Source organism: Leptospiraceae bacterium (assembly GCA_024233835.1).
Taxonomy (GTDB): Bacteria; Spirochaetota; Leptospiria; order Leptospirales; family Leptospiraceae; genus JACKPC01.
The window spans coordinates 81,264-104,561 of the sequence record JACKPC010000005.1; the positions used below are offsets into that span (position 1 = coordinate 81,264).

A 23,298-nucleotide genomic window follows, 5' to 3' on the forward strand; every position below is an offset into this window, starting at 1 on the left:
AATACAGTTAAATTTTTTGCTATCAATTTTTTTAGAAAGTGAAATAATTATAATAATTATTGACACGAACTGAGGAAGCTTGTTTTATAATCAAAAAGTAGGAAAAGTAGTAGGCTCGATTGCTTCCCGGAAAAAATGAGGGCTTACCATCTTACTGAGAAAACTTGAGGAAACATGAAAAAAATTCTAATTATCGAAGACGATCCGGACATCGGAGTATTAATCCGCAAAACTCTTGATTCCGCAAGCTATGAAACCACAGTTATAGCTACCGGAGAAGAGGGTTTAAAGGTATTTAAAGCTAATAGACCTGATATGTTAATTTTAGACCTTTCTCTTCCCGATATGGATGGGATTGACATTTGCAGGACTATCCGAAAAGGGGATGAAGCCACACCAATTTTTATTCTCACTGCCAGAAGTGAAGAGATTGATAGAGTGATGGGTCTGGAATTAGGTGCTGATGATTACATTACCAAACCTTTTTCTACTCGTGAGCTAAAGGCTCGTGTGGATGTATTTTTCAGGAGATGGGATAGTTCCAATAAAAATACTTTGACACGTTCAACCATTACAGCCGATGGAGAAATTATTCGAGGGGCTCTGCGGATCGATCCGGTTCGTCGCAGGGTAACGATTCAGGAACAAATTATTAATATTTCAAGGAAAGAGTTTGAGATTTTGTATCTTCTTGCCAGTTCTCCTGGTAAGGTTTTTTCTCGTGAGATGATTCTCGAAGCAATATGGGGGATTGAATGGGATGGTTTTGAAAGGATGATCGACAGTCACATAAAAAGGATTCGTTCGAAACTTGAAAAGAATTCAGCCCAGCCCGAATGGATTGAAACTATCTGGGGTGTTGGTTATAGATTTAATGATAATTACGACAGGATTGTTATAAAATCTCAGAAAAAATAAAATTCCAAAATATTTGCTCCCCTAAGGTCTATTGGCAAAAGGGAGCAAAATTTTTAATTTAAATCTGATGATATAGTGATTCTATCATTTTCGCCAGTTTAAAATCTACACTTGTAACATCACCTGCTGAATGAGTAATCAGTTCGATTCTAATTTTTTTGTAATCTATGATTATTCTGGGGTGATGATCGATTGTTTCTGCTTTTAAACCTACTTTTTGTACAAAATCTATGGAATCCAGATAGGTTTTAAACTGATATTCTTTACAAAGGCATTTGCTTTCATAATTCCAATCGGGAAGTTCGATGAGTTTTTCTTCAATAGCTTGCGTGTCCATAATTTCTTAAGCTTTAAGATAGTTTAGTAATTAGGTCGATTGTAAAGTCTTTTATAGAAAAAAGATCTTTTTTTAAACCCTTTGAAATTAATGATTGATAATTTTTTTATGTTTATATACTAGAAATAGGTTTATTTTATGGGTAGAGCAGAAGAATTCGCAAGGGAATTTAAGCTTTTAAAAGCAGAATCCAACCGAATAAAACAAAGAGCCAGGGAGAATTACTTGGAACAGGTATCCGATTTTTCAGAAAAAATTAAACATATGGGTGATGAAGCCGGCACAAAAGCCAAGCAGGTGATCGATAAAGTAGGAGACTATATCACAAAGAATCCACAAAAGTCTGCCCTTGTCGGGCTTGGAGTGGGGATAGGTCTCGGTCTGGCCATAGGACTTTTAATTCGTAGAAAGTAATTGTCAGAACCAATTTCCGAAGTTCCCGAGCCGGAAAAAGAAAGCGGGCATAAAGAAATGTTAGAAGAGGCTCTTGGCCTTTTCGACCATTTAATGATTTATTTTGAGACTCTTCTTATTTATTCTCAGAAACTGGCAAATGAAAAATTTAACCGCCTGGCTATATTTTTAGTTATTGCAGTTCTTCTTTTATTTCTTAACTGTACGGGGATTGTTTTTTTGGTATATGCAGGTTTTCAGGGATTGTTGGATGTATTTCAACAGGATAGTTTGAAAGCTTCCCTCGTGATGGGTTCCGGTTTATTTTTTATCCCTTTGATTCTTGTGTATCTCCTGATTAAAAAAACTAATTTCTAAGTATGTCCAGGTTCCCGATAAATCCTTTTGATAAGAATGTTTCCTATTCTGATAAAGCTCCGAAAGATATGACAAAAGATGAACTTCGGATGTTATTACATATACAGAGGTTAAATCTCCGACTTGATGTGGAAAAAATGAAATCGAGGGTTAACTATACTCGCAGTATTATTCTGGCAGTGAAAGAATTGGGATTAGTTGATAGGCTGGAAACTTACCTCGGGGCTCTTTTTAAGTCAAGCGAAGCAGAAGAAGAAAAACCTACTTCACAGTCCTCACCTGAATAGTGTCGACTCTGTCTTCACCTGCAATTACGTCAGAAAGAATTACTACCTGGTCTCCTTCTTTAACCATATCATTTTTCTTCAGGGTATCAATAGCGAGACTTATTGTCTTTTCCGGATCACTGGAAAAATCAATCCGATAAGGCAGTACGGCCCGGTTTAACCAGAGCTTTCTACGCACAGATGTCATGTTTGTAAAAGCATGGATAACCGCAATTTCCGGATGAAAAGCGGATAGGTTATTTGCAGTTATGCCCCTCCGGGTTATTGTCAGAATGGCCGGTGCTTCTATAGAATCTGCCAGAGATACAACCGATTTCGCCAGGGTCTCTTTTATATCACCCGGTTTTCTCTCACGGGCATATTGCACTCCACCACGGGATTGCTCTACTTTCAGAGCTACTTTATGAAGCATTTCTACACAACGGACCGGATATTTACCCGTTGCTGTTTCTCCTGAGAGCATAATAGCATCGACTTCTTCAAAAACTGCATTGGAAATATCGGTGATCTCGGCTCGAGTAGGGAAGGGATTAGAAATCATGCTTTCGAGGAGGTGGGTTGCTACAATGACGCGTTTTCCCTGTAAGGCACATTCTTTTATAATTTTCCTTTGAACGAGAGGTAGTTCCTCAAGTTCGATTTCTACACCCAGATCTCCTCTAGCAATCATTACACCATCGGATACGTTGATAATTTCCTTATAATTTTGAACGGCTTCTTTATCCTCTATTTTGGCTATAATATGAGAGTGCCCCTGTTTTTCTTCAATTAGTTTTCTCAGGCTTAATACATCTTCTGCTGAACGAACGAAGGAAAGGGCTATGAAGTCAATATCCTCTTCCAGACCGAAAAGAATGTCTCTCATATCTTTCTGGGTAATAGAAGGCATATTTACCCGTATACCGGGTAAGTTTATATGTTTGCGGCTACCTAATTTCCCACCATCGACAACCTTGCAAATAAGCTCTGATTCTTTAATTTCCAATACGGTCAGATTAATCAGACCGTTGTCAACCGTAACCTTGTCTCCTACCTTTAAATCTCTTACAATGTCTTTATAGTTTACGAAGACGGACTTTTCTTCTGACTCGCTACCCGGGATAATATGGAATTTAAATATTTCTCCGACTTTTAAATCCAGTTCGGTGGAAACTTCTCCGGTTCGGATTTCAGGACCCTGGGTATCGATTAGAATACCGATGGGATATTTCAGGGTTTTATTCAAATTTTTTATTTTGCGAATAATTCCCCTGTGAAATTCGTGGTCTCCGTGGGACATATTTAATCTGGCGATATTCATCCCGGCATCTGCGAGTGAACGAATCATCTCGGATTTATAGGTAGAAGGACCTATGGTACAAATAATTTTTGTTTTACGAAAGATACCCATACAGGTCTATTTATTTTTAATTAGCTTTAAAAGAAAGTCTTCCAGTGAAATATAAATATCGTATTTCTCCTGATTAGGCATCTGAGACTTGCGCTGAGCATCCGTTTCTTTTTGAGCCAGATCCAGAAGTGCCATTCCTTTCCGTTTCAGGTAGGTCTTGGAAATTAAGACCGGCCATTTATATTTTTCCGGATTCACTTTGGTTTTTATCTGAAAGGAAAGAATATCTTTAGTCAGATACTTTTTTAAAAAGGCAATCAATTGTTCCTCAGACATAGCTCCCTGCATAGATTGTTGTATGAATTCACGATTTGGGAATTCTTTTGCATCCCAGGCTGAATCCAGGGTTTTTAGGATGGTCTTTTTTAATTCCTGGGCATCTTTTTCTTCTAAAAATGCCAGTTGTTTGGCAGTATCGCTGTTTGGATCTATATCATCCTGAAACTCTGAGCTATTCGGGTCGGTAGTAAGGGCTTTGTTTAATTTCTCATCCATTTTTTCTGCCCCTTTCATCCGTTCTTCAGCCAGACGGGATTGCTCTTTTTGAATTACTTTCATCTTGGATTGGATAATACGCTTTTTCTGGAGTTCTTCCTGTTGTCTGCGAATGAAAGCGGCCTCTTCCGGTGTTACATAAATATTTCCGAGGATGGTTCTCCAGAGCCGAGTCATAAACGGAAGATATTTAAATAGAGATTCCATTTCCAATTTGGAAAATTCCTTTTTCTCTTCGGGACTCAGGTGGTCCATTACACCCATTCTGTCGAGTACCCTGAGCATAACATCATTTCCTGTGGCTTTGAACTCTTTTCTGGCACTTTCAAGAGCCTTTCTTGAACAGGATTTATGCAGGATGAATTCAAAATAATTTTTTTTATCCCCATATTCTGAGTATAGAATGTTTTCATTAGAAAGGATATGAGGGATCATTTCCTTGTCTAAAGCCTTTCCTTTTACTCGAATATTATTAATATCCACAACTTTACCGGAGTTCATTAGAAGCTTTAGAATCTCATCAATCTGGTCTTTCAGCTTATTCTTAACCATTTCCTCCTGGTAGTTTTCATAATAAGTGCCAAGAAGAATCAGCTCTTCCAATACCGTCTTTTGGTCTCCGTGTGAAGAATCTACGAATTTTAATAGGTTGGTTGCCAGGGCACCAAAGTCTTTATAATCTGAATCACGAATTTCGGAAACAATTCCAAGTTTAACCATCCCCGGAACAATCTGGGAACGAACATATTCTACATAGAAATTGATGCGGTCAATGATTTCTTCTCTGTCATTATAAAGATGGATTTTTCGATTCTGTTCTTTGTCTGTTTTATCATTTCGGAAAAATACCAGGGTTTTATCATCTACCAGTTTATCCAAAATCGGTTCAAGGTGAAGAAGGCGAGTCGCTTCTTTTTGCTCCTTTTTTGTATCCAGCTCGGAATTGAATAGTTTTGTAATATCAAAAGATGCATAGGTATCACATAATCTATTGGATTGGATTTTAGTAAAAATTAGATCTTTGAACTTATCTCCTTTATAAGGTTTTCGGTTCTGTTTTAAGGCTTTTTTTATGGACTCGATGCTTCTATCATTACAACCATTAATGTACCTCTGTGCGGAACCTGCATCGAGGTTTGTTGGACGTGCAAATACTGTATTCAGGGATAAAACCTTGGAAATATCTTCTACTTTGGCCGAGTTTGCGGGATCGAATTCCAGCACGGAAAGCTTTTTAATCAGGGGAGGGTTGTTTTTCAGACAGAGGTGGTGTATATACATCTCTGCCTGTTCAGTCTCTATTCCTACTTCCCTTGCCAATTGTTCTATATTAGGTAGGGCTCGGTTGGTTATAAAGCGTTCCGTCCATTCTCCTACTACTAAATAGAGTTTGTGTATTCCCTTAAAGTTAAAGTCCCTTCCTTCCTGTCCCTGAACCACCTGAAGGCCGGCATTATAGTCTACAACTCTAACGAATTTTGAAATATCAGTTTCTTCCAAGGTTTTCCTACTTATATTAAATCTTTTTTATACATTAATTCCGCATTTAAAATAGCTGCACCGGCAGCACCACGAATAGTATTGTGGCTGAAAACTACATATTTGAAATCAAATATTTTATCTTCCCTCAAACGTCCTACAGTTACTGCCATTCCTTTTCCTGTATCCAGATCCAGCCTGGGTTGTGGCCTATCGGTTTCCTCTCTATATATAATGGGTTTTTCCGGGGCCAGGGGAAGGTTTAACTTTTGAGGCTCCCCCTTAAATTCATTCCAGACTTTTAAAATTTCTTCTCTGGAAGCCTTTTTCTTTAACTTTATAGAGATGCAAACTGTATGTCCATCAAAAACCGGAACACGGTTACAATGTGCAGAAATTGGAAAATTTGCATTAACAATTTCTCCGTTTTTTACTTCTCCAAGACATTTAAGGGGTTCCTTTTCGGCCTTGTCTTCTTCCCCTCCGATAAAGGGAATTACATTTCCTAAAATATCCATACTGGGCACGCCCGGATAACCGGCTCCGGAAATGGCTTGCATGGAGAAAAGAGCCATGGATTCGATACCAAAATGTTCCATGAGAGGTTTTAAGGTAATGGTTACACCCATAATGGTACAGTTAGAATTCGTGATAATTTTTCCGGGTGTATCCTGAAATTTTAAGACTTCAAGGTGTTCCGGGTTCACTTCAGCGGAGAGAATCGGAACGTTTTTATCGTAGCGATGGTTTTTTGAATTAGAAATTACCATTACACCGGCTTTTGCAAATTCTGTTTCTACTTCTCCGGCAACGGTTGCGTCCATACCTGAGAAAACCAGTTTTACATCTTTCATTTGTTCAGGTATACATTCTACTATGGTAATATTTTTTGCATACTCAGGGATATTCCCTGAAATTTTCCAGCGGGAACTCATTACTTCCCCATAGGTTTTTCCCATACTCCTTTCGGATGCACCGAGAGCTACTACTTCGAAGAATTCATGATTCTCTAAAAGTTGTATAAACCTCTGTCCTACTGAACCTGTAGCACCTAAAATACCGACCTTGACTTTTCTCATATTTTATACCTTTTAAGGAATAGTTTTTGTACTACCCTCTGGAATAAAGTAATTTTTATTTTTCACTATCGAAGAATTTATCCTGAGTATTGCCTGTTTTTTCTATAATTCTATTTTCAAGGTGGAAAAAAAAACTCTTTATAAAAAAGTGAAACCTATGAAAAAAACCGAAAAAAAGAAATTATCTCTTATTTCTTTCGGGTTTTCCTTTTTATTACTTACAGGAACCATTCTTTCCGAGCCGATTTATTATATTCTCCAGGATTCTCTGGCTATCAAGCAAACAGAAGAGAATAAAAAAGTCAGAAAGCCCGCTCCGCTGGATCAGAGTCTTCCGGAAAACTGGAAGTTCGGAGAATGTATAGAAGACATTCCCGGTATGAAGTGCATACCCGCAGGAGAGTTTATCCGGGGAAGTAATCGTTTTGAAAAAGATGAAAGACCGGAAGAAAAGGTCTATTTATCTGAATATTATATAGACATTTATGAGGTAACTAATGAGGATTTTCAAAAATGTTTTGAGGCTGGTAAATGTAAAGATTGCCTTAAAACCGGAAAATGCAAGCAGGTTCGTCCGAATTACGGTTGGAGATATACCCGCCCTCAGCAACCTATGGTAGGAATTAGCTGGTATTCGGCAAAAGAATACTGTGAATTTGTAGGAAAGCGGTTACCTACAGAAGCAGAATGGGAAAAGGCTGCCAGGGGCCCGGACGGAAACCTTTATCCCTGGGGAAACGAAGTAGCTGATTGTAAGCGGGCTGTAATCGAAGAAAAAGGTCACAAGGGTTGTTTACCCCGGATAACCGAAAAAGACTGGCATATGCACACGGATAATGTGGGAACGAGGCCACCCGGAATATACGGTCTTTTTGATATGGCCGGAAATTCCTGGGAATGGGTAAGCGATTATTATACATCCTCCTATGCGAAATGTGGTGATTCCTGTCGGGGAAATGACCCAAAGGGTCCCTGTGAAGGAAAAGAACCCTGCAAGGGCTTTCATCGTAGAGTTGTAAAGGGAGGAGCCTGGTGGTGGCCGGGTTCGATTTCCAGGGCTTCCAGAAGACGTTCTCATATTCCGGAAAATCATCCGGAGTTTCACCATTTCGGTTTTCGCTGTGCAAAAGACTCCAAATACAGGAATTAATCTTCAGAATTCCAGAGGATCTGGTTTCGATATTTTGTTAGTAGATACATCATGCTTAGAAGGTGTTCGGTAGATTCATTGTTTTTTACGCAGGAAAGTAGGATGGAAAGTTTGCTATTTTTTAGTTTGAGTAAGGCCCGTTTTTCTTGTGATGAGCGGGCTGAATAATAATAGTATACCAGTACTCTTCTTATATCCGGATGATCTTCTTTTTTCGAAGTATTTAAGAATTTTCCTTCATTCTTCTCCAGCCATTCTTCTTCTTCCTGAAAGTCCTGATGAAAGAAACCTTTATGGCTAAAGGTAACCCTTTTTAGTTCCTTTCCTTCATTGAAGTAATAGATAATGGGAAATTTTGGACTGTTTTCCTTTTGAAAGGTGAACTTCTTATCTGTAAGTTTGCAGGTACCGAGGTCCTCTGCCCAAAAAGAAAAGTCTTCAAATTGAGTATTTTTGATCAGGATTTCCGGATAACTGTCACCATCTACATCCAAAAAGATGGGAGGAGTTTCCGCTTGAAGTGTTTTCTTTATTACCTTATCTTTTTCTATTATGAAATAATGCAGGCTGGGTTTGCTACCGTGTTTATTTCCTTCGGACATTAATAAATATAGAAACTCGCCACTTTTCATTTTACGTGCAGTAAATTCGAGAGGCAGGCCGGAGTTTGCTACCTGGTATTCGATTTTCTGGGTTTCCAGATTCTGGAACTCTAAAACTACATCTTTTAAATAGGAATTCTTTAGTTTTCGTTCTTTATAGGTAACCAGGTATTTATTCCAGTGGATTTTTTTGATTTCAGATGAAGGATATAGAGATCCGTGTAGAAGAACCAGAAGAAAAAGGTATGTAAAGATTCTCATAGGGAAATGGAATCACCCATATTACACCCTTTACAAGTAAAAAATTAGAGAAACAACCCTGAGTTTTCAGGGTTATTTTTAATCAAAATAGTCAGATTCCATGTTTCCTTTGGAATGAAATTGATCACTGCTTCCTTTAGAAATATGCTTGGCTTTATTTTTTGAAGCTATCTCAGCGTATTCGATGGTATAGGGAGTCCAGGGTATGGCACGCAAGCGAGCAAGAGGAATTTTTTTGTTAGTTCCTTCGCAGATCCCATAGGTACCATCTTCAATTTTTTGAAGAGCATGTTCTATTTGATTCAGAAGATCTATCTCGTTTTCGGTTAAAACTGAACTCAAAGCTTCTTCATTAATTTCAGAAGCCATGTCTGCCAGGTCTCCCATCTCTTTCATTCCGGAGGGAGAACTTTTGTCTTCCCAGACATTCAACTTTTCCAGAAGAGAAACTTTTTTTTCTAACAGAGCTTCCTTCAGTTCTTTAGTTACTTTTGGATCTAAAGCCTTAGGCATCTTAAACCTTTGTTTCTTTGTGATCTGCGTGTTTTTTACAGAATTTGCAATATTTCTTAGTAATAAGCTTTTCTGATTTCGTCTTTTTATTCTTAGTTTGAAAATAGGTTGATTTGCCGGGTTTCTCGCAGCCAGTACAAGCAAGTTTGATCAGTTCTCTCATAATTTTAGCAATGAAATAGTCTGGCTAGGAAAAGTCAAATAAATAATATTATTTTTTATTCCAAATGGCTGCGAGGATGCTTCCTATTATAGAGTGTATTAAACTGGAAATGGCTCCGGGTACTGCAATTAAAGGCTGGGTAAAATTTTGGTTGGCGAGATGAACGGCTAAACCTGAGTTCTGCATCCCCACTTCAATTGATATGGTTCGAGAGATTATTTTGTCTCGATTTAATACAAAACTTATGAAATATCCACTAACAAAACCAATAGAATGTAGGGTAAATACGGCCAGCAATAAAGAAGGTCCGGATTGTAAGAGGGCCTGAGAGGAAGAACCCAGAATGGAGGCTACTATTAGTACAATAAAAATTACTGCGATAAAAGGAGAGGCTTTGGATAATTTCTCAGCACTACGATGAAAAAATGTGTTTAGAATGATTCCAAGAGATACCGGTATAATCACTACTTCAAATGTACTGATCAAAAGACCCATTGAATTTACCTCTAGAGTAGAGGAAGCAAGAACTGTACTTAAGGTCGGTGTAAGGAAAACAGCTAAGAGTGTGGATAAAGCTGTCATACTGACAGAAAGAGCCACATTTGCTTTTGCTATATAGGAGATTACATTGGAGGCAGTTCCTCCGGGACAGGAACCTACAAGGACCATTCCTACAATAAATTCATCCGGTAATTGAAAGAGCCTGGCAATAAAAAAAGAGGAAAAGGGCATAATACTGTATTGTAAGAAGATGCCCAGCAAAATAGATTTTGGATATTGCAAAACCCTTCGGAAGTCTGCTGTATTTAAGGTAAGACCCATTCCGAGCATGATACACCCCAGTCCCAGGGTGATATAAATACCGGAAAACCAGGTGAAAAGTTCAGGCCTGTAGAAACTGAGTCCGGATGCAAGAAGCAGAATGTAAGGGAAAAGAGACGTTAGCCGATGGCTGAAATTATCCAGATTCAGCCTCGTACTTCTATATTTAAAACTTTGCTTTTGGCCGGGAAAATTTTTTCGAGAGCTTTCATTTTATCTAAGTAAATTCCAGCCTGTTTAGAGTTTCCTAACTTTTTATAAAAATCATTTAGTTTACGATAGGTTGGAATGAGGCTTCGGGTAGTTTCTCCGAAGAGGTTTTTACGCAGGCGTAAAGAACGCAGGGTTAATTCAATGGCCATATTGGTTCTATCATTGTTGTTATAATGGACGGCGAGGTTTTCAAGACTGTTGGTAACTGTGGGGTGGTATTCTCCGAGGTGATGAAGTTTAAGGTCAAGTGCCTTCTTATGAAGTGTTTCCGATTTTATGAAATGTCCTGTCATTTCATAAATGTTGGCTATATTATTATAAATCTTGGCTATTTCGGGATGACTTTCCGGGAAAAAGTTTTTACGTATCTGGTAAGCTTTTTGATAAACTTTTTTTGCTTCTGCATATTTATCCTGACTGTAGTAGCAGTTTCCCATTCCATTATATATTACCGCTATGTCCGGATGATTTTCTCCTAAAAATTCTTTTTTTAGTCGCAGGGAACGTTTGAACAGGGATTCAGACTTTTTATATTTTCCTAATTCATAGTAGAGTCTTGCCAGACTGTTGTAGGTTGTTGCGAGGGGGATGGCAGAGAAATTTCCAATTCTTTCTTTGATCCCAAGTGCTTTTTTGTGATAGTTGTAGGACTTTTTATATTCACCCAGATCCTGATAGACAAGGCCGATGTTGTTATAGATATTCGCAACTGCCATGCTCATCTTCCCTTTTGCTTTACTTTTTATCTTGAGGGCTGAAAAATAATAATTCAATGCTTTTTCGTATCTTCCGAGGGAATATTCTAAAAGTCCGAGGCTATTATAGGCGGTGCCGACTGAATTATGGAGACGACCCAGATGCTTGATTTTAATTTCCAGGCTTTTTTGTAGGTAATGCTCCGCACGGTTGTAGTTTGCGAGCTTTTCATAGGCAAGACCGATATTGTTGTAGGTAACTGCATAGTAAATATGGTCATTGTCCAGATTATACAACATTAATTTCTCGGCTTTAAAATAGAAATTTAGTGCTTTTTGGTAATTGCCCAGTTCATAATGTACGAGACCCATCAGGGTATAGGGATCAATCAGGTCAAAACCGCTACTTCCAAAGTATTGTTTTGCCAATTTGAGAGCTTTTTGAGCATTTAACAGGGCATCTTTTAAATGGAATCTTTCTAATTGAATTTGGGAGAGGCTATAGCTGTGTTTGTATTCCTGTTGTAAGGCGATTCTATCCAGGTTTTCTCTGTAGGAGTATAGGGGGAGGGTAATGATAAATAAAAATGCAATGATATAGATTTTAAAAATAAATTTATACAAACTCAGGTTCCTCTCTTTGTTATCTGACGGAAAAATGCCCTGTTATATGTCCATGTTCGGAGAAAGAGACGTGTTTTGTAAAGAGAAAAATACAGTTCAGGCTATTTTTCCCTCAAAGGAGCTCTGAGGGCTCGAAAGTGCGGACAGGGCCTTTGTCGATTCCCTTATAGGGATTTCTTTTTCTGCTTGCTTACTAAAAAGTTCCCGGTACCCTGTTTTTAAATATGCAAATAGATCAAAACTCTCCGGATGTTTTTTTGGCTTTGTTGTGGGAATATGATAAAAAGCTTCAGACTGAATACAGGCTGGAGAAATATGAAAAAATGTCCCTATCCCCCTATAATTTTCTTCGGGGGACTGCCCTTCATTTCTATGATTTTCACCGGGAACGCTTATTGCAATCTGAATTTTATTCAGTGGCTACCGAAACCTTCATACAGGGAGATCTGCACCTGAGTAATTATGGAGCTTTTTTAAACTCTGCCGGTGAAATTGTATATGATCTGAATGATTTTGATGAGGCAAGTATCCAATCCTATCTTTATGATGTTTGGAGGCTTGGAAGCTGCGTTCTGATAGCAGGCAGGCATAATTTTTTTACAGAAGAAGAATTGTCTGAACTGTTAGAAGAAACTTTAGAGTCTTATCTTGATTCGATTGAGAATTTTAGAAAAGAAGAGGCCATAGAATTTCGGATTCAGAAAGAAAATGCAGATGGTAAGTTGGATGAGTTTTTAGAATCTGTCGAAAAGAAAAAATCAAGAAAAAAGATGTTGGAACTCTGGACAGGAATTTCTAAGGGTGAGGCTAAATTTTTGTCGGAAAGTGAAAAGCCCGAACTTCAATCTCTTAGTTCAGACTTACTTAAACAAATTAAAGAAGCGATAGAAGTTTATTGCTGTTCTTTAGAAAAAGAACCGGGAGAAAGAAAAGACTATTTTACTGTTTTGGATGCTGCTCAAAGGCTGGGTTCAGGGATTGGTTCTTACGGAACAAACAGATACTATGTCTTAATACGGGGAGAAAGAGGAGGGGATACATGCAGGATTTTAGATATAAAAGAACAGGCTTTTCCTACGATTTATTCTTTTTTGAGTAGGGATGAACAGGATAAATTTAAGAAAATGTTTCCGATTCAAGGTAAACGTGTAATTGAGGCTGAAAAATCCATATTGTATCGTGCTGATAAACATCTCGGCTACATCCAGCTTAATGAAAAGTCATTTTCTGTTAGAGAACGTTCTCCGTATAAGGAATCACTTGAAATCGAAAAATTAGATACAGTCAAGAAATTCGAGAAATTAGTAAAACAATGGACTAAAATATTAGCAGCTTCGCATGTTAGAGGAAGCTTACCTATTGGGAATCGAAACTTTCACCAGGAACTTACGAAACTAATCGATGGGAATCATAAAGAATTTCGAGCTGAGGCGGGAAGGATTTGTAAAGATTATGCAGAAAAGCTTTTTCGTGATTATGGATTTTTCTGCGATAATTGGAAAAAGTTATTGCAGGAGTCTTAGTCTTTTCTGAAAGCAGGCGAGAAAAGTCTCTCGCCTGAGCGTAAAAGTAGTGAATATTAAATTATTTTTTGCAGGTCAACATTGCCTGAAGATCTTTTGCATTGTTCATACATTCCAGATCCATTTTACCATTTTTGCAGGCATCCATAAGTCCTGGTTCTGCCTGAGTTTTTAAAGTAGCAAATTGTGCTTTTTGTTCCTCCGGAATAGAAGACTCAATAGCAGCAAAAACTTTGTCAAGTGCAGGTTTACATTCAGCACTGGTTTTTGATTCTTTGTTACAATTAACCAGAGCAAAAGAAAGCGTTAGTGCGATTACAGCGATTTGTTTTTTCATAGTGTTACCTCTTCATTTTTTTGCATGCCTGTACATCTGTTAACTTTTCCACTTTTTGCAGGCAGGACAGCTCGTACTCTCCGCTTCTGCATTCCTTTTCCATCATCGACAGTAAGGAATCTTTGAGATTCATTAATTGATCTTGTTTTTCTTTATCCGATTCCTGAAGTATTATCAGGAATACTTTTTTTACCGGTCCCTTACACTCTTTTTTGGAGTGTTTTGTGGGGCTACAGCTAACCAATAGGGATAAAAAATAAAAAACCAGTAGCAAAACCTTCATAGATTCCAACAGGCAAGCCCTTATATGCTAAGATTTTACTACTATTTTTAAAGCCCTTTTTACGCCAAGCTTTTTTTGTTAGCTAATTTATAAGAAAGAGATAGTATAATCAGTAAGATTCTGTAATTGTATATAAGAATATGTTATAATTCTTATATGAATCTGGTATTGAGGTTTTAGAAAAATAACGGATAACTTTAATCGTAAGCGAGCCATTGGTGACTCACTCAGTGACCGAAAAAGATGAGGGTCTACGATAACAGTATCCGTTATAATTCTTGCCTATCAGGGTTTTGCTTTTACTTCCACTTCCGGTAAGGTAGAACGCAGGTAACCGCTTTCTAAAACTTTTTTCTGTCCTTCTTCCGAAAGAATGTAGGATGTGAAGTCGCTTACCTTGAATTCATTTGTTTTGTGGTACAAAAAGTATAAGCCTCTAGAAAGCTTATATTTTCTATCAAATACATTTTTAGGGGTGGGTAATACATAGTCATCTTTTTCTTGTTTTGCATAAGCCAGGCCCTTAATTTTTGAAGAATTTTCCATCAAGCTTCCCATACCCATAAATCCTACCGCACCTGGATTCTGATAGATGAATGCGGCCATCTCTGTATTGTCTTTTACGATTTTGGCAGAATCTACAAAAATAGTGTTGATATTTTTTTTATATTCTTCTGCTCCGAGGTCTTTTTTATGTAAAACATGCTCTCGAAAAAAATGGGCTGTGCCGGAATTATCATTTCTGATAACCGGGATGATTTTTAAATCTCCTCCGCCGATCTCTTTCCAATTTTTCACTTTACCGGTAAAGATGTTATGAACCTGATCAAGAAAGATTTGTTTGAGTTTGTTTTCCGGATGTACAACAATAGCTGCACCATCATAAGCTATTAGAATTTTTTCTATTTCACCTCCTTTTTCCAATTCAGGTAGGTCTTTATCAGAAAGTTCTCTGGAAATAGCCGCAATACTGATTTTTCCTTCTTTCAAGGCTTTTATACCTGAATTAGACCCCCCACCTTCGATTTCGATAAGAAATTTTTCTTGCTTCTTGTTATAAGATTTGGCCAGGAAATCAAGCATATGGTGCATGGTTTCAGAACCTTTTACCTTTAACCTGGTAGGGAAGGATTCTTTCTGGCAATGAAATAAGAATCCAAGGCTTAAGAATAATATTGTAATTTTTGTAATCATTTAGTCTCCTCACAGCAAAACTAATTACCCTTTTTTGCACTGAATTACAGAAAGCAAGTTGTAAAAGGAGAAGTATTATTACGTTTTAATTACAAACCTGAAGAGAATAAGATGACTCAAATTATGTCCGACTTAAAAAGGATGGAAACATTAAAAGTTAACGAAGCTCTGATTTGTAGTTTATCCTTCAAGATAAGCCAGAACAATGTCTTCTTCGGGGATGCCTTTATCATTCAATAGGTGTCCGAGAGAAAGTTCAGTATTATCTTCCTGGATCCATATTTTATTAGCTTTTAAATTAATATGAAAGATGCAATCGTGGATTCTGCTATCTTCTGTCCAGCCCACAGAAAATAAAACATAATGACCGTTCTTCTCATCGATTACTTTTTGAAATTCAATTCGTCCGTCTCCTTCCGGTATTTTACCATCATAGGAGTTTAGAATTTCTGCAATTGCTAATTTATAAATATCTAATTTACTCATTACTTACTATTTCCTGTTCTTTATTATCCTGTTCTCTTGCTCTCTTTCGATATTTTCTTTTTTATTATGACTGTTGTCAATTCCCATTTTGAAAAAGTAACAGGAGAATAGATAAATTACGCTTATCAACTAAATGTTTTTTCATTTTCAGGTCATTCATTTTGAAAGTTTTTTACTACCAAGAAAGAGCTTAGAATATTTCCTGTTTTTCTATGGGAAAAAAAGCTCTTATACTTTCCGGTGGAGGAGCCAGAGGTGCATACCAGGCGGGAGTTTTTCGTTATCTCGAAGAGATGGGTTTTGTTCCGGACATCGTCTGCGGCACTTCTGTGGGCGCCATAAATGCCTGTGGAATTGCTTCCGGCATGGACTCGGAAAAATTATCCGAACTCTGGAGAACTCTGGATCGGAAAAAGGTAATGAAAACCGGTTTTCGTAGAACTTTTCGAAGCCTTTTTCGGAGAAAATTTCATCCTATGGCCGACCCCGGGCCTTTACGTGAATTAGTGCAGTCTCATCTTGACTTTAATGCCTTACACACCTCTCCAATGGATGTTTATATTGCAGCGGTGAATATAGAACAATCCAAACTGGTCTTTTTTAAAAATAAGGAAATTAGCATCGATCACCTGATGGCTTCTTCTGCTATTCCCCTGCTTTTTCCCTGGCAAATCCTGGGGGGGGAGGCCTATTGGGATGGAGGGCTTATGGCCAATACTCCCATTCTACCTGCAATTCAGTCTGGAGCGGATGATATTATCTCGGTTTTACTTTCACCGGTAGGAGGGGAAGCTAACCGACAGGAACTTCCCAAAAATCGTAGAGAAGCTCTCAGTCGTGCAGTAGAACTATCCTTACTGGGCTCTTATCAAAATTTATGGATGAAAGTTGAAGAGAATCAAAAACAGGAAACTGAACTCGGTTTTCTTTCATCTCTTTTACGTGCAGCTAACCCGAAAATTCGAATCCGAACTCTTGGTCCGAAAACATATTTCAGTTTGAAAAGTGTTTTGAACTTTACAGCACAACAGGCAGAAAGCTTGATTGAACAGGGCTATCTGGATGCCCAAAACCAATTAAAGGCTTAGATGGAACGTTTATCCTGTGATGGTCAGTACTTTAGGGATTCTAATGGTAATGTAATCCTGTTTCGAGGCATTAATCTCGCCGGAAGTTCTAAAGTTCCGCTTAAACCGGATGGAACCACCCATTTCGATCAGACGGTATCTTTTCAAAATCACAGGGAAGTTTCTTTTGTAGGAAGACCTTTTCCTTTATCGGAGGCAGAGGAGCATTTTAAAAGGTTAAAGTCCTGGGGGTTTAATCTCTTCAGGCTTTTAGTTCCCTGGGAGGCCCTTGAACACGGAGGGCCGGGAGTATACGATGAGGAGTATTATGAATATATTCTGAGTATCTGCCAGCTTGCGGGCTCTTATGGTTTTTACGTTTTTATAGATCCACATCAGGATGTATGGTCGAGGTTTACCGGTGGAGATGGAGCTCCCGGTTGGACCTTAGAAACTGTGGGTATTGATATTGAAAAACTTGCCGAATCAAGAATGACTCGAATCCATCATCTTGAAACCGAAACCTATACGGGTAGTACCTGGTTTCTAAATTACCAGTCTTATCCGGTAGCCACCCTGTTTACCTTATTTTTTGCCGGGAAAATACTGGCACCTTATCTTTTAATTGAAGGGGAAAACATACAGACCTATCTACAGAAACATTATTTTTCTGCTTATAAAAAATTAGCCATGCTTCTAAAACCCATGCAGGCAGTGTTGGGCTTTGGAAGTATGAACGAACCCTCAAGAGGTTATATTGGCCGTAGGGAACTGAAAACATTTGAAGGGATTTATTTTGGAAAGTGCCGGGCGGCGAGTCCGTTCCAGGAAATGTTTATCTCAGAAGGGAATACCTGTGACGTAGAGATCTGGTTTTCCTATGGTTTAAAAGGCATTTCCTTATATAAGAAAAAGGTTAATAAAGAGAAAGTTTCTATCTGGAAACCGAAAAAGTTTTGTACCTGGAGAATGCACGGGGTTTGGAATTATGATCCGAATGGTGCGCCGATGCTTCTTCGCCCTGATTATTTTAGTCGGGATCAAAGAGGCAGGGCTTTTCATTTTGAGTCAGACTTCTTAAAACCTTTTATCCGGGATTTCCGTTCTGAAATTCATTCTGTGGAGTCCCAGTTTAAAATATTTGTAGAATCGGAACCGGGAAGTCCGGGCCTTTCCTGGAAAGAACAGGAGCCGACATCTTCTCTGATAAATGCAAATCACTGGTATGATGTGTTACAAATTGCAATTCCGAAAAAACCGAACTGGCTTTCCCTCGACTTGTATAATAAAAATATTATAATTGGAAAAAAGAATATTCGAAAAATGTTAAGAATGAGTTTACAGGCATTTCGGAAAGCTTCTCTTGAAGATATGCCGGCGAATCCGGGTATTATAGGCGAATTTGGTGTTCCTATGAACTTGAACGGTTTGCAAGCATTGCATTCTAATAATTATCAAAAACAGGAAGACAGTCTGAATTCATTTTTAGAGTTTGTAGAATCAGGTTTTCAAAATATAGTTCTATGGAATTATAGCCCGGATAATACATTCGAACTGGGAGATAGATGGAACTCGGAAGATTTCTCGATCTATTCAAAAGATGCACCCGGTGACGGGGGGAGGGCTTTAAAAGCAATTAGTCGACCCTACCCGGTTTTTACGAGCGGAGAGCCTGAGCATTTTTCCTTTTGCCTGAAAACCCGTGTTTTTCGCTATGTTTTTTCTCTGGGAACATTTCCGGCGGGAGCCTGCATTCTATATGTTCCGGAAGTGCATTATCCTAATGGAATAAAAGTTTATGTATCAGGGGGAAGCTACAGTTTTGATCCGATAGCTCATCTTTTATATTTCAAAGGTCAACTTGGTTTGTCTCTCTATAGCATTCGAGTGGAAGCTCGCTGAACTAATAAGGATATATTAGAATATGGGTAATATAGAATATTTTTTAGAATTAAATCATCCTATTTCTCTTCTTTTTATTTCTTACAGTTTAGTTTTTTGTCTTATGGCCGGTTTCTGGTTTATAGGTAGACTCCTAAGAAATTATACAGTTGTGGATATTGCCTGGACTCTATCTCTTTTTTTGGCTAACCTTATTTATTATTTTTTTGCGGAAGGGTATAGGTATAGAAAGAGTCTGATTTTAATTATGGTGAGTATCTGGTCTTTTCGTTTGGCCTGGTACTTATGTTTACGGGTTTTTACACATGAAGAAGACCCACGATATAGGGAGTTTCGGGAAAAATATAAAAAAGAGAACCCCTCCACTGTAGATAGAAAATTTTTTTGGAATATTTTTCAGTTCCAGGGACTATTAAGCATAGTAATTTCGATTCCTTTTTTAGTGATTTGTATGAATGCAGAAAGGAATCTGGGTATTCTGGAGTTTATATCTCTTTTTATCTGGTTTTTGGGTTTAGTAGGAGAGACCGTTGCAGATTTGCAGATGATGATTTTTAAATCAAAAAAAGAAAATTACCATAGAACCTGTCAGCAGGGACTGTGGTATTATTCGAGGCATCCCAATTATTTTTTTGAATGGCTTATCTGGGTTTCCTACGGTCTTTTTGCGTTTTCTGCAAAACCATACGGGCCTTTTATGTTGCTATATCCTTTTTTGATGTATATTTTACTTACCCGTTTTACCGGAATTCCATTGAGTGAAAAACAGGCTATAGCCAAAAGAGGAGAGGAATACAGAGAATACCAGAGAACCACCTCTGCTTTTTTTCCCTGGTTTAAAAAAGAATCGAGAGCAAGCCGGTAAGGCTAAATATTTAGTAGTGAAAAATTTTTTATAAAATAAACATAGAGGAACTTCGATGAAACATTTCATTTCTTTAAGTAGTATATTGATTCTCACTTCTTGTTCGGGTCTTATTAAAAAAGATACGAAAGTTGAACACTATTTAGAACCTCCCAACATTCGTATTGACCAGTATAAGGATACCTGGAATTTGAAAGGTAAGGGGCCTGTGAAACTTCCCTGTGGAACTTCCTGTAAAGCTTCCGAACTCGATAAGTATAAACCGGAAGAGGCAGCCAAATTTTCCAAGCAAGGCACCTGGGAAGAATACATTGAGAAAGAAAAAACAGGTGGAATCAAATATAGTGTTCTCGATAAACGTGGTGAGTATGTGGATGGTAAAAGAGAAGGTCTCTGGAAATCATTTTACGAGGTCGCCGATGGACAGACAGCTCCTGTTCTAAGGGAGACTCCCTATAAAAATGGCAAGAAAGATGGGATTGAGAAAAAATATAAAGAAGATGGTTTACAAATTGAAGAAACCACCTATGTCGACGGACTTATGGAAGGCCCGTACTGGCAAAAAACTCGGAAAGGTCTCTGGAAATTAAAAGGACGCTATTCGAATGATTTAGAAGAAGGTAAATGGATAGAGTATTATGCCGAAGATGCAGATCTGGTTATAAATAATATTGCGCACTACAGGGCCGGGAAAAAACATGGAGCCTATATCTCATACTTTAAAGATGGAAAAACCGTTCAGGCACAGGGGGATTATACCAGTGATGCAGGTGGATACTGGAAAGTCGGGAAATGGAATTTTTATTATGAGAGCGGTCAGTTACAATCATCGGGTGTGTATGATACACAACCAGCCACTGATGATTCCGGTAAGGTCAAGGTAAATCCAACCACCAATACAATTATTTCCAAACGAATCGGAGTATGGAAAAAGTTTTATATGAATGGGGACATTTTCTTTGAAGGGGCACTGGAAGGTAATAGACCCAATGGAGAATGGAGATTTTATTTTAAAGGTGGAAAACTCTGTGCTTTTGGAACTATGGCCAATGAATTTATGATGAAAGAAGGAACTGTTTATAATGAAGATGGTTCTCTCTGGGGAAAGGGAGTTTTTATGACTTCTCTTATTAAGATGAACGAAAAAGAGGATAAAATTGAAACCAAGTTTACCCCGGGTTATCCTTTTACTTATTATAAAAATGGACAGAAGTATATGGAGATAACCGATGAGAAAGACGATTCGGGTAAGGTTGTTGCCCGAGAATATTCAAATTCCGGATCTGTTATCGGGAAAGGGCCGATTCAACCCCTTATTCGGAAAAAAGATGGTTGTTGGGAAGAAAGCGGGAAGAAGGTTTTATACCGGATGGGATCGGTTGTTACAAGTAAAATTCAGAAGAAAATGTTTAAATGTGAGTAAACCTCTTTATAAGGAAATCGTCTAAAAAATAGAAATGATGAAACTAAGCCAAATATTCATAAGTTTATGTATAGCTTCTTCCACTTATGCTTTTGATGTGGATCCTGTTGGAAAGCAGGTGGAAGAGGGTTTAAAGCATTACCAAAACAAGCGCTATAAAAGAGCTCTTGAGGAGTTTAAAAAGGTTGAGAAAGAAATTTCTGAGGAAAAGAGGGCGAGTTTTAATCGTGGGGCAGCTGAATACAGGGCCGGAGATTATGACTCGGCTATCAAGAGTTTTGAAAAATCTGCTAGGGCTAAAAACCCCTCCCTTCGTACCCGTTCCCTTTATAATTTAGGAAATTCCTATTATGAAAAAGGAGATAAGATTAACGCGATTAACTCCTATCTTAAGGCACTGGAGGTAGATCCGAATTTTGTGCCTGCCAAAAAAAATATAGAGCTTTTACAAAAACAGGAAGAAGAGAAGAAACAGGAAAAACAGCAGGAAAATTCAGAAAAAGAAGAGAACAAGTCTCAGAAAAAAGAGCAAAATAAAACTCAAGAAAGCAAAGAGAAGAAGGAAGCGAAAAAAAGTGAAGGAGATGAAGAAAAAGAGAAAAAACCATCTGAGGGGGAAAAGGAAGAAAATAAAAGCAAGCTTACAAGAGAAGAAGCGGAACGTATTTTAGAATCTTCGAGACAAAATTCGATAAATAAGAGAAAAGATTCGCTTAGAAAAAGAAATAAGTCGGGAGTTTTTTGGTAGGGAGTTGATTTGGTGAAAAAAGTTTTTCTGGTATATTTAGTAATCCTTGTATTTCCTTTATCTCTTTTAGCTGAGGTGCAATTTAGACTCTCTAAAGATACGGTTTTAAAGGGAGAGCCTCTTTATGCTATTTTTGAAATAAATGGAAATCCTGATGTAGTAGTTCCCCGAAATATTTTTTCAAAAGATTCCGTAACCGCTGAGTATATTGGTATAGAACAAAGTTTTTCTTCCATAAACTTTCAGGTGAAACGAAAGAAAATTGTAAAATTTCGTGTAGTGACTTCAAAGCACGGAACTTTGAGTTTACCTGAGATTCAGATAAATGTGGATGGTAAAACTTATTCTTCCGGAAATGTAAGTTTTACAGTAAAGAATAAACGTTATAAAGTACAGAAACCTACATCCATTTTTGATAGAATTTTTAATGGAAGAGATCCTTTCCGAAACTATAACTATATAGAACCTGCAGAAGACGATATTCGAATTCAATTTGCTTTAAATAAGGAAAAAGTATATGTGGGGGAAACTGTAGTTGGCTATTATAAAATTTTGTATACTAATATGAGTAAGCCCTATTTTGAAAGAAATCAGATGAAAAATATGGAATTTCCATTTTTTACATCTGAGCTTTTAGATGGAGTCAGTATCAGTCTTTCTGAAACTGAAACTGTAAACAATCGAATTTATGATCTTATCCCGTATAACAAGGAAATATACGCTCTCACTCCTTTGAAAGAAGGAACATTTGTTCTGGGGAATACTCATTTTGATGTGGAAGGAAATCCCGATACCTATTTCACAGCGAGAGTGATGGAAGCAAAAGGTATAAAGGTTAAGGTAAAAGGTTTACCCAATCCGCAACCTGTAGATTTTTCAGGAGAGGTAGGGAAATATGAACTTAAAGTAAATCTTGAAGCCAATACAATAGGCCTGGGGCAAAATCTTGAGCTAAGGCTGAAAGTCTTTGGTGAGGGAGCCGGTCTTTTAATTCGGGATCCACTTTCTTCTTTGTGTAAAAATGGAGCCTGTGCCGATTTTGATATAACGTATATAAGGGAAACGAGAGATAGAAAATTTACAAAACTACAGAATGGCAGTCATGGTTTTTACTCAAATACCGAGTTTTTCTATAGCCTTCGACCGAGAAAAGAGGGAAATCTATTACCCGGGAATGTGAAAATAGTTTTTTTCAACCCGTCCTCGGAAAAATATGAAACCGCATCAGCTGAGATTCCTGCTATTTATGTTTCCAAATCTTCGTTTGATTCTAAGGAATCCGGCATTTACAGGCCAAAAAAAGAGCCATTTCACTGGTTTCCCTATTTTCTGGGATTTAGCCTGGTGCTGGGTTTCGGATTTTCTATTTTCTTTTTCCGGGTCAGGATTGTGAAGCATGGCATCAATATTTTAGCCCTATTTAACTTGAAAATACTCCCCCTCGAACCCGAAAGTTTGATGGAATTGGATAGAGTTATCGGGATGAAAAAAGGTGCTTTACTTAAAAACTCACTTCTGGAAAAAGGTTTTCAAAAGCAAAAGGTTTATGAACTTTTGCAACTGAAGAGAAATTGTAACAACCAATCACTTTTAGAACTTTATCAGAAATCTGATAATTTACAAAAGGAATATTTATTGAAGTTTGCAACTGATTTTTTTAAGGAGGGTTAA

General features: G+C 37.8%; 25 protein-coding genes. 12 read left to right on the plus strand and 13 right to left on the minus strand.

The genetic code is table 11. The features are described from left to right. The first annotated feature begins 174 nt into the window (after positions 1 to 174). Positions 175 to 918, plus strand: coding sequence for a response regulator transcription factor (locus H7A25_20600; GenBank protein ID MCP5502308.1), 744 nt, complete (start codon positions 175 to 177; stop codon positions 916 to 918). A gap of 58 nt (positions 919 to 976) precedes the next feature. Here the strand turns inward: H7A25_20600 and H7A25_20605 are convergent, their stop codons facing one another. After that, on the minus strand, positions 977 to 1,255 hold the full coding sequence (locus tag H7A25_20605; GenBank protein ID MCP5502309.1) for a 4a-hydroxytetrahydrobiopterin dehydratase: 279 nt from the start codon (positions 1,253 to 1,255) through the stop codon (positions 977 to 979). A 138-nt stretch (positions 1,256 to 1,393) separates the two neighbouring features. On the opposite strand from H7A25_20605, the gene H7A25_20610 reads away from it, so the two are divergent. Genes H7A25_20610 through H7A25_20620 form a run of 3 tightly spaced genes read left to right on the plus strand, consistent with a single transcriptional unit; the run spans position 1,394 to position 2,313 of the window. Then, positions 1,394 to 1,669, plus strand: a complete 276-nt coding sequence (locus H7A25_20610; protein MCP5502310.1) for a DUF883 family protein — start codon at positions 1,394 to 1,396, stop codon at positions 1,667 to 1,669. Further along, positions 1,670 to 2,026: a hypothetical protein gene (locus tag H7A25_20615; protein ID MCP5502311.1), complete on the plus strand. Its 357-nt coding sequence runs from the start codon at positions 1,670 to 1,672 to the stop codon at positions 2,024 to 2,026. It begins immediately after the preceding gene. 2 nt (positions 2,027 to 2,028) lie between these two features. Next, positions 2,029 to 2,313, plus strand: a complete 285-nt coding sequence (locus H7A25_20620) for a hypothetical protein (protein MCP5502312.1) — start codon at positions 2,029 to 2,031, stop codon at positions 2,311 to 2,313. Here the strand turns inward: H7A25_20620 and pyk are convergent. The 3 genes from pyk to asd are packed head-to-tail and all read right to left on the minus strand — an operon-like array spanning position 2,288 to position 6,756. After that, positions 2,288 to 3,703, minus strand: coding sequence for a pyruvate kinase (gene pyk / locus H7A25_20625; protein MCP5502313.1), 1,416 nt, complete (start codon positions 3,701 to 3,703; stop codon positions 2,288 to 2,290). The genes H7A25_20620 and pyk overlap by 26 nt on opposite strands. A 6-nt stretch (positions 3,704 to 3,709) precedes the next feature. Further along, on the minus strand, positions 3,710 to 5,698 hold the full coding sequence (locus tag H7A25_20630) for a hypothetical protein (GenBank protein ID MCP5502314.1): 1,989 nt from the start codon (positions 5,696 to 5,698) through the stop codon (positions 3,710 to 3,712). 11 nt (positions 5,699 to 5,709) lie between these two features. Further along, complete coding sequence (asd, locus tag H7A25_20635; protein MCP5502315.1) at positions 5,710 to 6,756, minus strand: aspartate-semialdehyde dehydrogenase; 1,047 nt, start codon at positions 6,754 to 6,756, stop codon at positions 5,710 to 5,712. 157 nt (positions 6,757 to 6,913) lie between these two features. On the opposite strand from asd, the gene H7A25_20640 reads away from it, so the two are divergent. Beyond that, on the plus strand, positions 6,914 to 7,906 hold the full coding sequence (locus H7A25_20640) for an SUMF1/EgtB/PvdO family nonheme iron enzyme (protein ID MCP5502316.1): 993 nt from the start codon (positions 6,914 to 6,916) through the stop codon (positions 7,904 to 7,906). Here the strand turns inward: H7A25_20640 and H7A25_20645 are convergent. From H7A25_20645 to H7A25_20665, 5 genes are all read right to left on the minus strand, one after another. Beyond that, the gene (locus H7A25_20645; protein MCP5502317.1) at positions 7,903 to 8,769 is read right to left on the minus strand and encodes a hypothetical protein; all 867 of its coding nucleotides are present in this window, start codon (positions 8,767 to 8,769) and stop codon (positions 7,903 to 7,905) included. The genes H7A25_20640 and H7A25_20645 overlap by 4 nt on opposite strands. A 78-nt stretch (positions 8,770 to 8,847) precedes the next feature. After that, a complete protein-coding gene (locus H7A25_20650; GenBank protein ID MCP5502318.1) occupies positions 8,848 to 9,282 on the minus strand; it encodes a TraR/DksA C4-type zinc finger protein in 435 nt (144 codons plus the stop codon). Position 9,283: 1 nt separating this feature from the next. Further along, complete coding sequence (gene rpmG, locus H7A25_20655) at positions 9,284 to 9,445, minus strand: 50S ribosomal protein L33 (protein MCP5502319.1); 162 nt, start codon at positions 9,443 to 9,445, stop codon at positions 9,284 to 9,286. 48 nt (positions 9,446 to 9,493) lie between these two features. After that, on the minus strand, positions 9,494 to 10,417 hold the full coding sequence (locus tag H7A25_20660) for a bile acid:sodium symporter family protein (protein MCP5502320.1): 924 nt from the start codon (positions 10,415 to 10,417) through the stop codon (positions 9,494 to 9,496). Beyond that, entirely contained in the window at positions 10,414 to 11,799 is a 1,386-nt protein-coding gene (locus H7A25_20665) for a tetratricopeptide repeat protein (protein ID MCP5502321.1), read from the minus strand. Before H7A25_20665 ends, H7A25_20660 begins: the two co-directional genes overlap by 4 nt. 224 nt (positions 11,800 to 12,023) lie before the next feature. Here H7A25_20665 and H7A25_20670 point away from each other — a divergent pair, with 224 nt between their 5' ends. Continuing rightward, entirely contained in the window at positions 12,024 to 13,322 is a 1,299-nt protein-coding gene (locus tag H7A25_20670) for a DUF2252 family protein (protein ID MCP5502322.1), read from the plus strand. A 61-nt stretch (positions 13,323 to 13,383) separates the two neighbouring features. Here H7A25_20670 and H7A25_20675 read toward each other — a convergent pair whose 3' ends face one another. The 4 genes from H7A25_20675 to H7A25_20690 form a co-directional block, all read right to left on the minus strand. Beyond that, the gene (locus H7A25_20675; protein ID MCP5502323.1) at positions 13,384 to 13,659 is read right to left on the minus strand and encodes a TIGR04454 family lipoprotein; all 276 of its coding nucleotides are present in this window, start codon (positions 13,657 to 13,659) and stop codon (positions 13,384 to 13,386) included. A 4-nt stretch (positions 13,660 to 13,663) separates the two neighbouring features. Next, positions 13,664 to 13,942, minus strand: coding sequence for a TIGR04454 family lipoprotein (locus H7A25_20680; protein ID MCP5502324.1), 279 nt, complete (start codon positions 13,940 to 13,942; stop codon positions 13,664 to 13,666). 285 nt (positions 13,943 to 14,227) lie between these two features. After that, positions 14,228 to 15,136, minus strand: a complete 909-nt coding sequence (locus H7A25_20685; protein MCP5502325.1) for a phosphate ABC transporter substrate-binding protein — start codon at positions 15,134 to 15,136, stop codon at positions 14,228 to 14,230. A 180-nt stretch (positions 15,137 to 15,316) separates the two neighbouring features. Further along, positions 15,317 to 15,622 (minus strand): XisI protein, encoded by a 306-nt coding sequence (locus H7A25_20690; GenBank protein MCP5502326.1) that lies wholly within the window; start codon positions 15,620 to 15,622, stop codon positions 15,317 to 15,319. Between the two features lie 212 nt (positions 15,623 to 15,834). Here H7A25_20690 and H7A25_20695 point away from each other — a divergent pair, with 212 nt between their 5' ends. The 6 genes from H7A25_20695 to H7A25_20720 are packed head-to-tail and all read left to right on the plus strand — an operon-like array spanning position 15,835 to position 23,298. After that, positions 15,835 to 16,710, plus strand: coding sequence for a patatin-like phospholipase family protein (locus H7A25_20695; protein MCP5502327.1), 876 nt, complete (start codon positions 15,835 to 15,837; stop codon positions 16,708 to 16,710). Beyond that, positions 16,711 to 18,591, plus strand: a complete 1,881-nt coding sequence (locus H7A25_20700) for a cellulase family glycosylhydrolase (GenBank protein MCP5502328.1) — start codon at positions 16,711 to 16,713, stop codon at positions 18,589 to 18,591. It begins immediately after the preceding gene. Between the two features lie 22 nt (positions 18,592 to 18,613). Continuing rightward, positions 18,614 to 19,456 (plus strand): DUF1295 domain-containing protein, encoded by an 843-nt coding sequence (locus H7A25_20705; GenBank protein MCP5502329.1) that lies wholly within the window; start codon positions 18,614 to 18,616, stop codon positions 19,454 to 19,456. Positions 19,457 to 19,511: 55 nt separating this feature from the next. Continuing rightward, the gene (locus H7A25_20710; GenBank protein MCP5502330.1) at positions 19,512 to 20,879 is read left to right on the plus strand and encodes an LIC20035 family adhesin; all 1,368 of its coding nucleotides are present in this window, start codon (positions 19,512 to 19,514) and stop codon (positions 20,877 to 20,879) included. A 34-nt stretch (positions 20,880 to 20,913) separates the two neighbouring features. Then, positions 20,914 to 21,627 (plus strand): tetratricopeptide repeat protein, encoded by a 714-nt coding sequence (locus tag H7A25_20715; GenBank protein MCP5502331.1) that lies wholly within the window; start codon positions 20,914 to 20,916, stop codon positions 21,625 to 21,627. 12 nt (positions 21,628 to 21,639) lie between these two features. Continuing rightward, a complete protein-coding gene (locus H7A25_20720; GenBank protein MCP5502332.1) occupies positions 21,640 to 23,298 on the plus strand; it encodes a BatD family protein in 1,659 nt (552 codons plus the stop codon).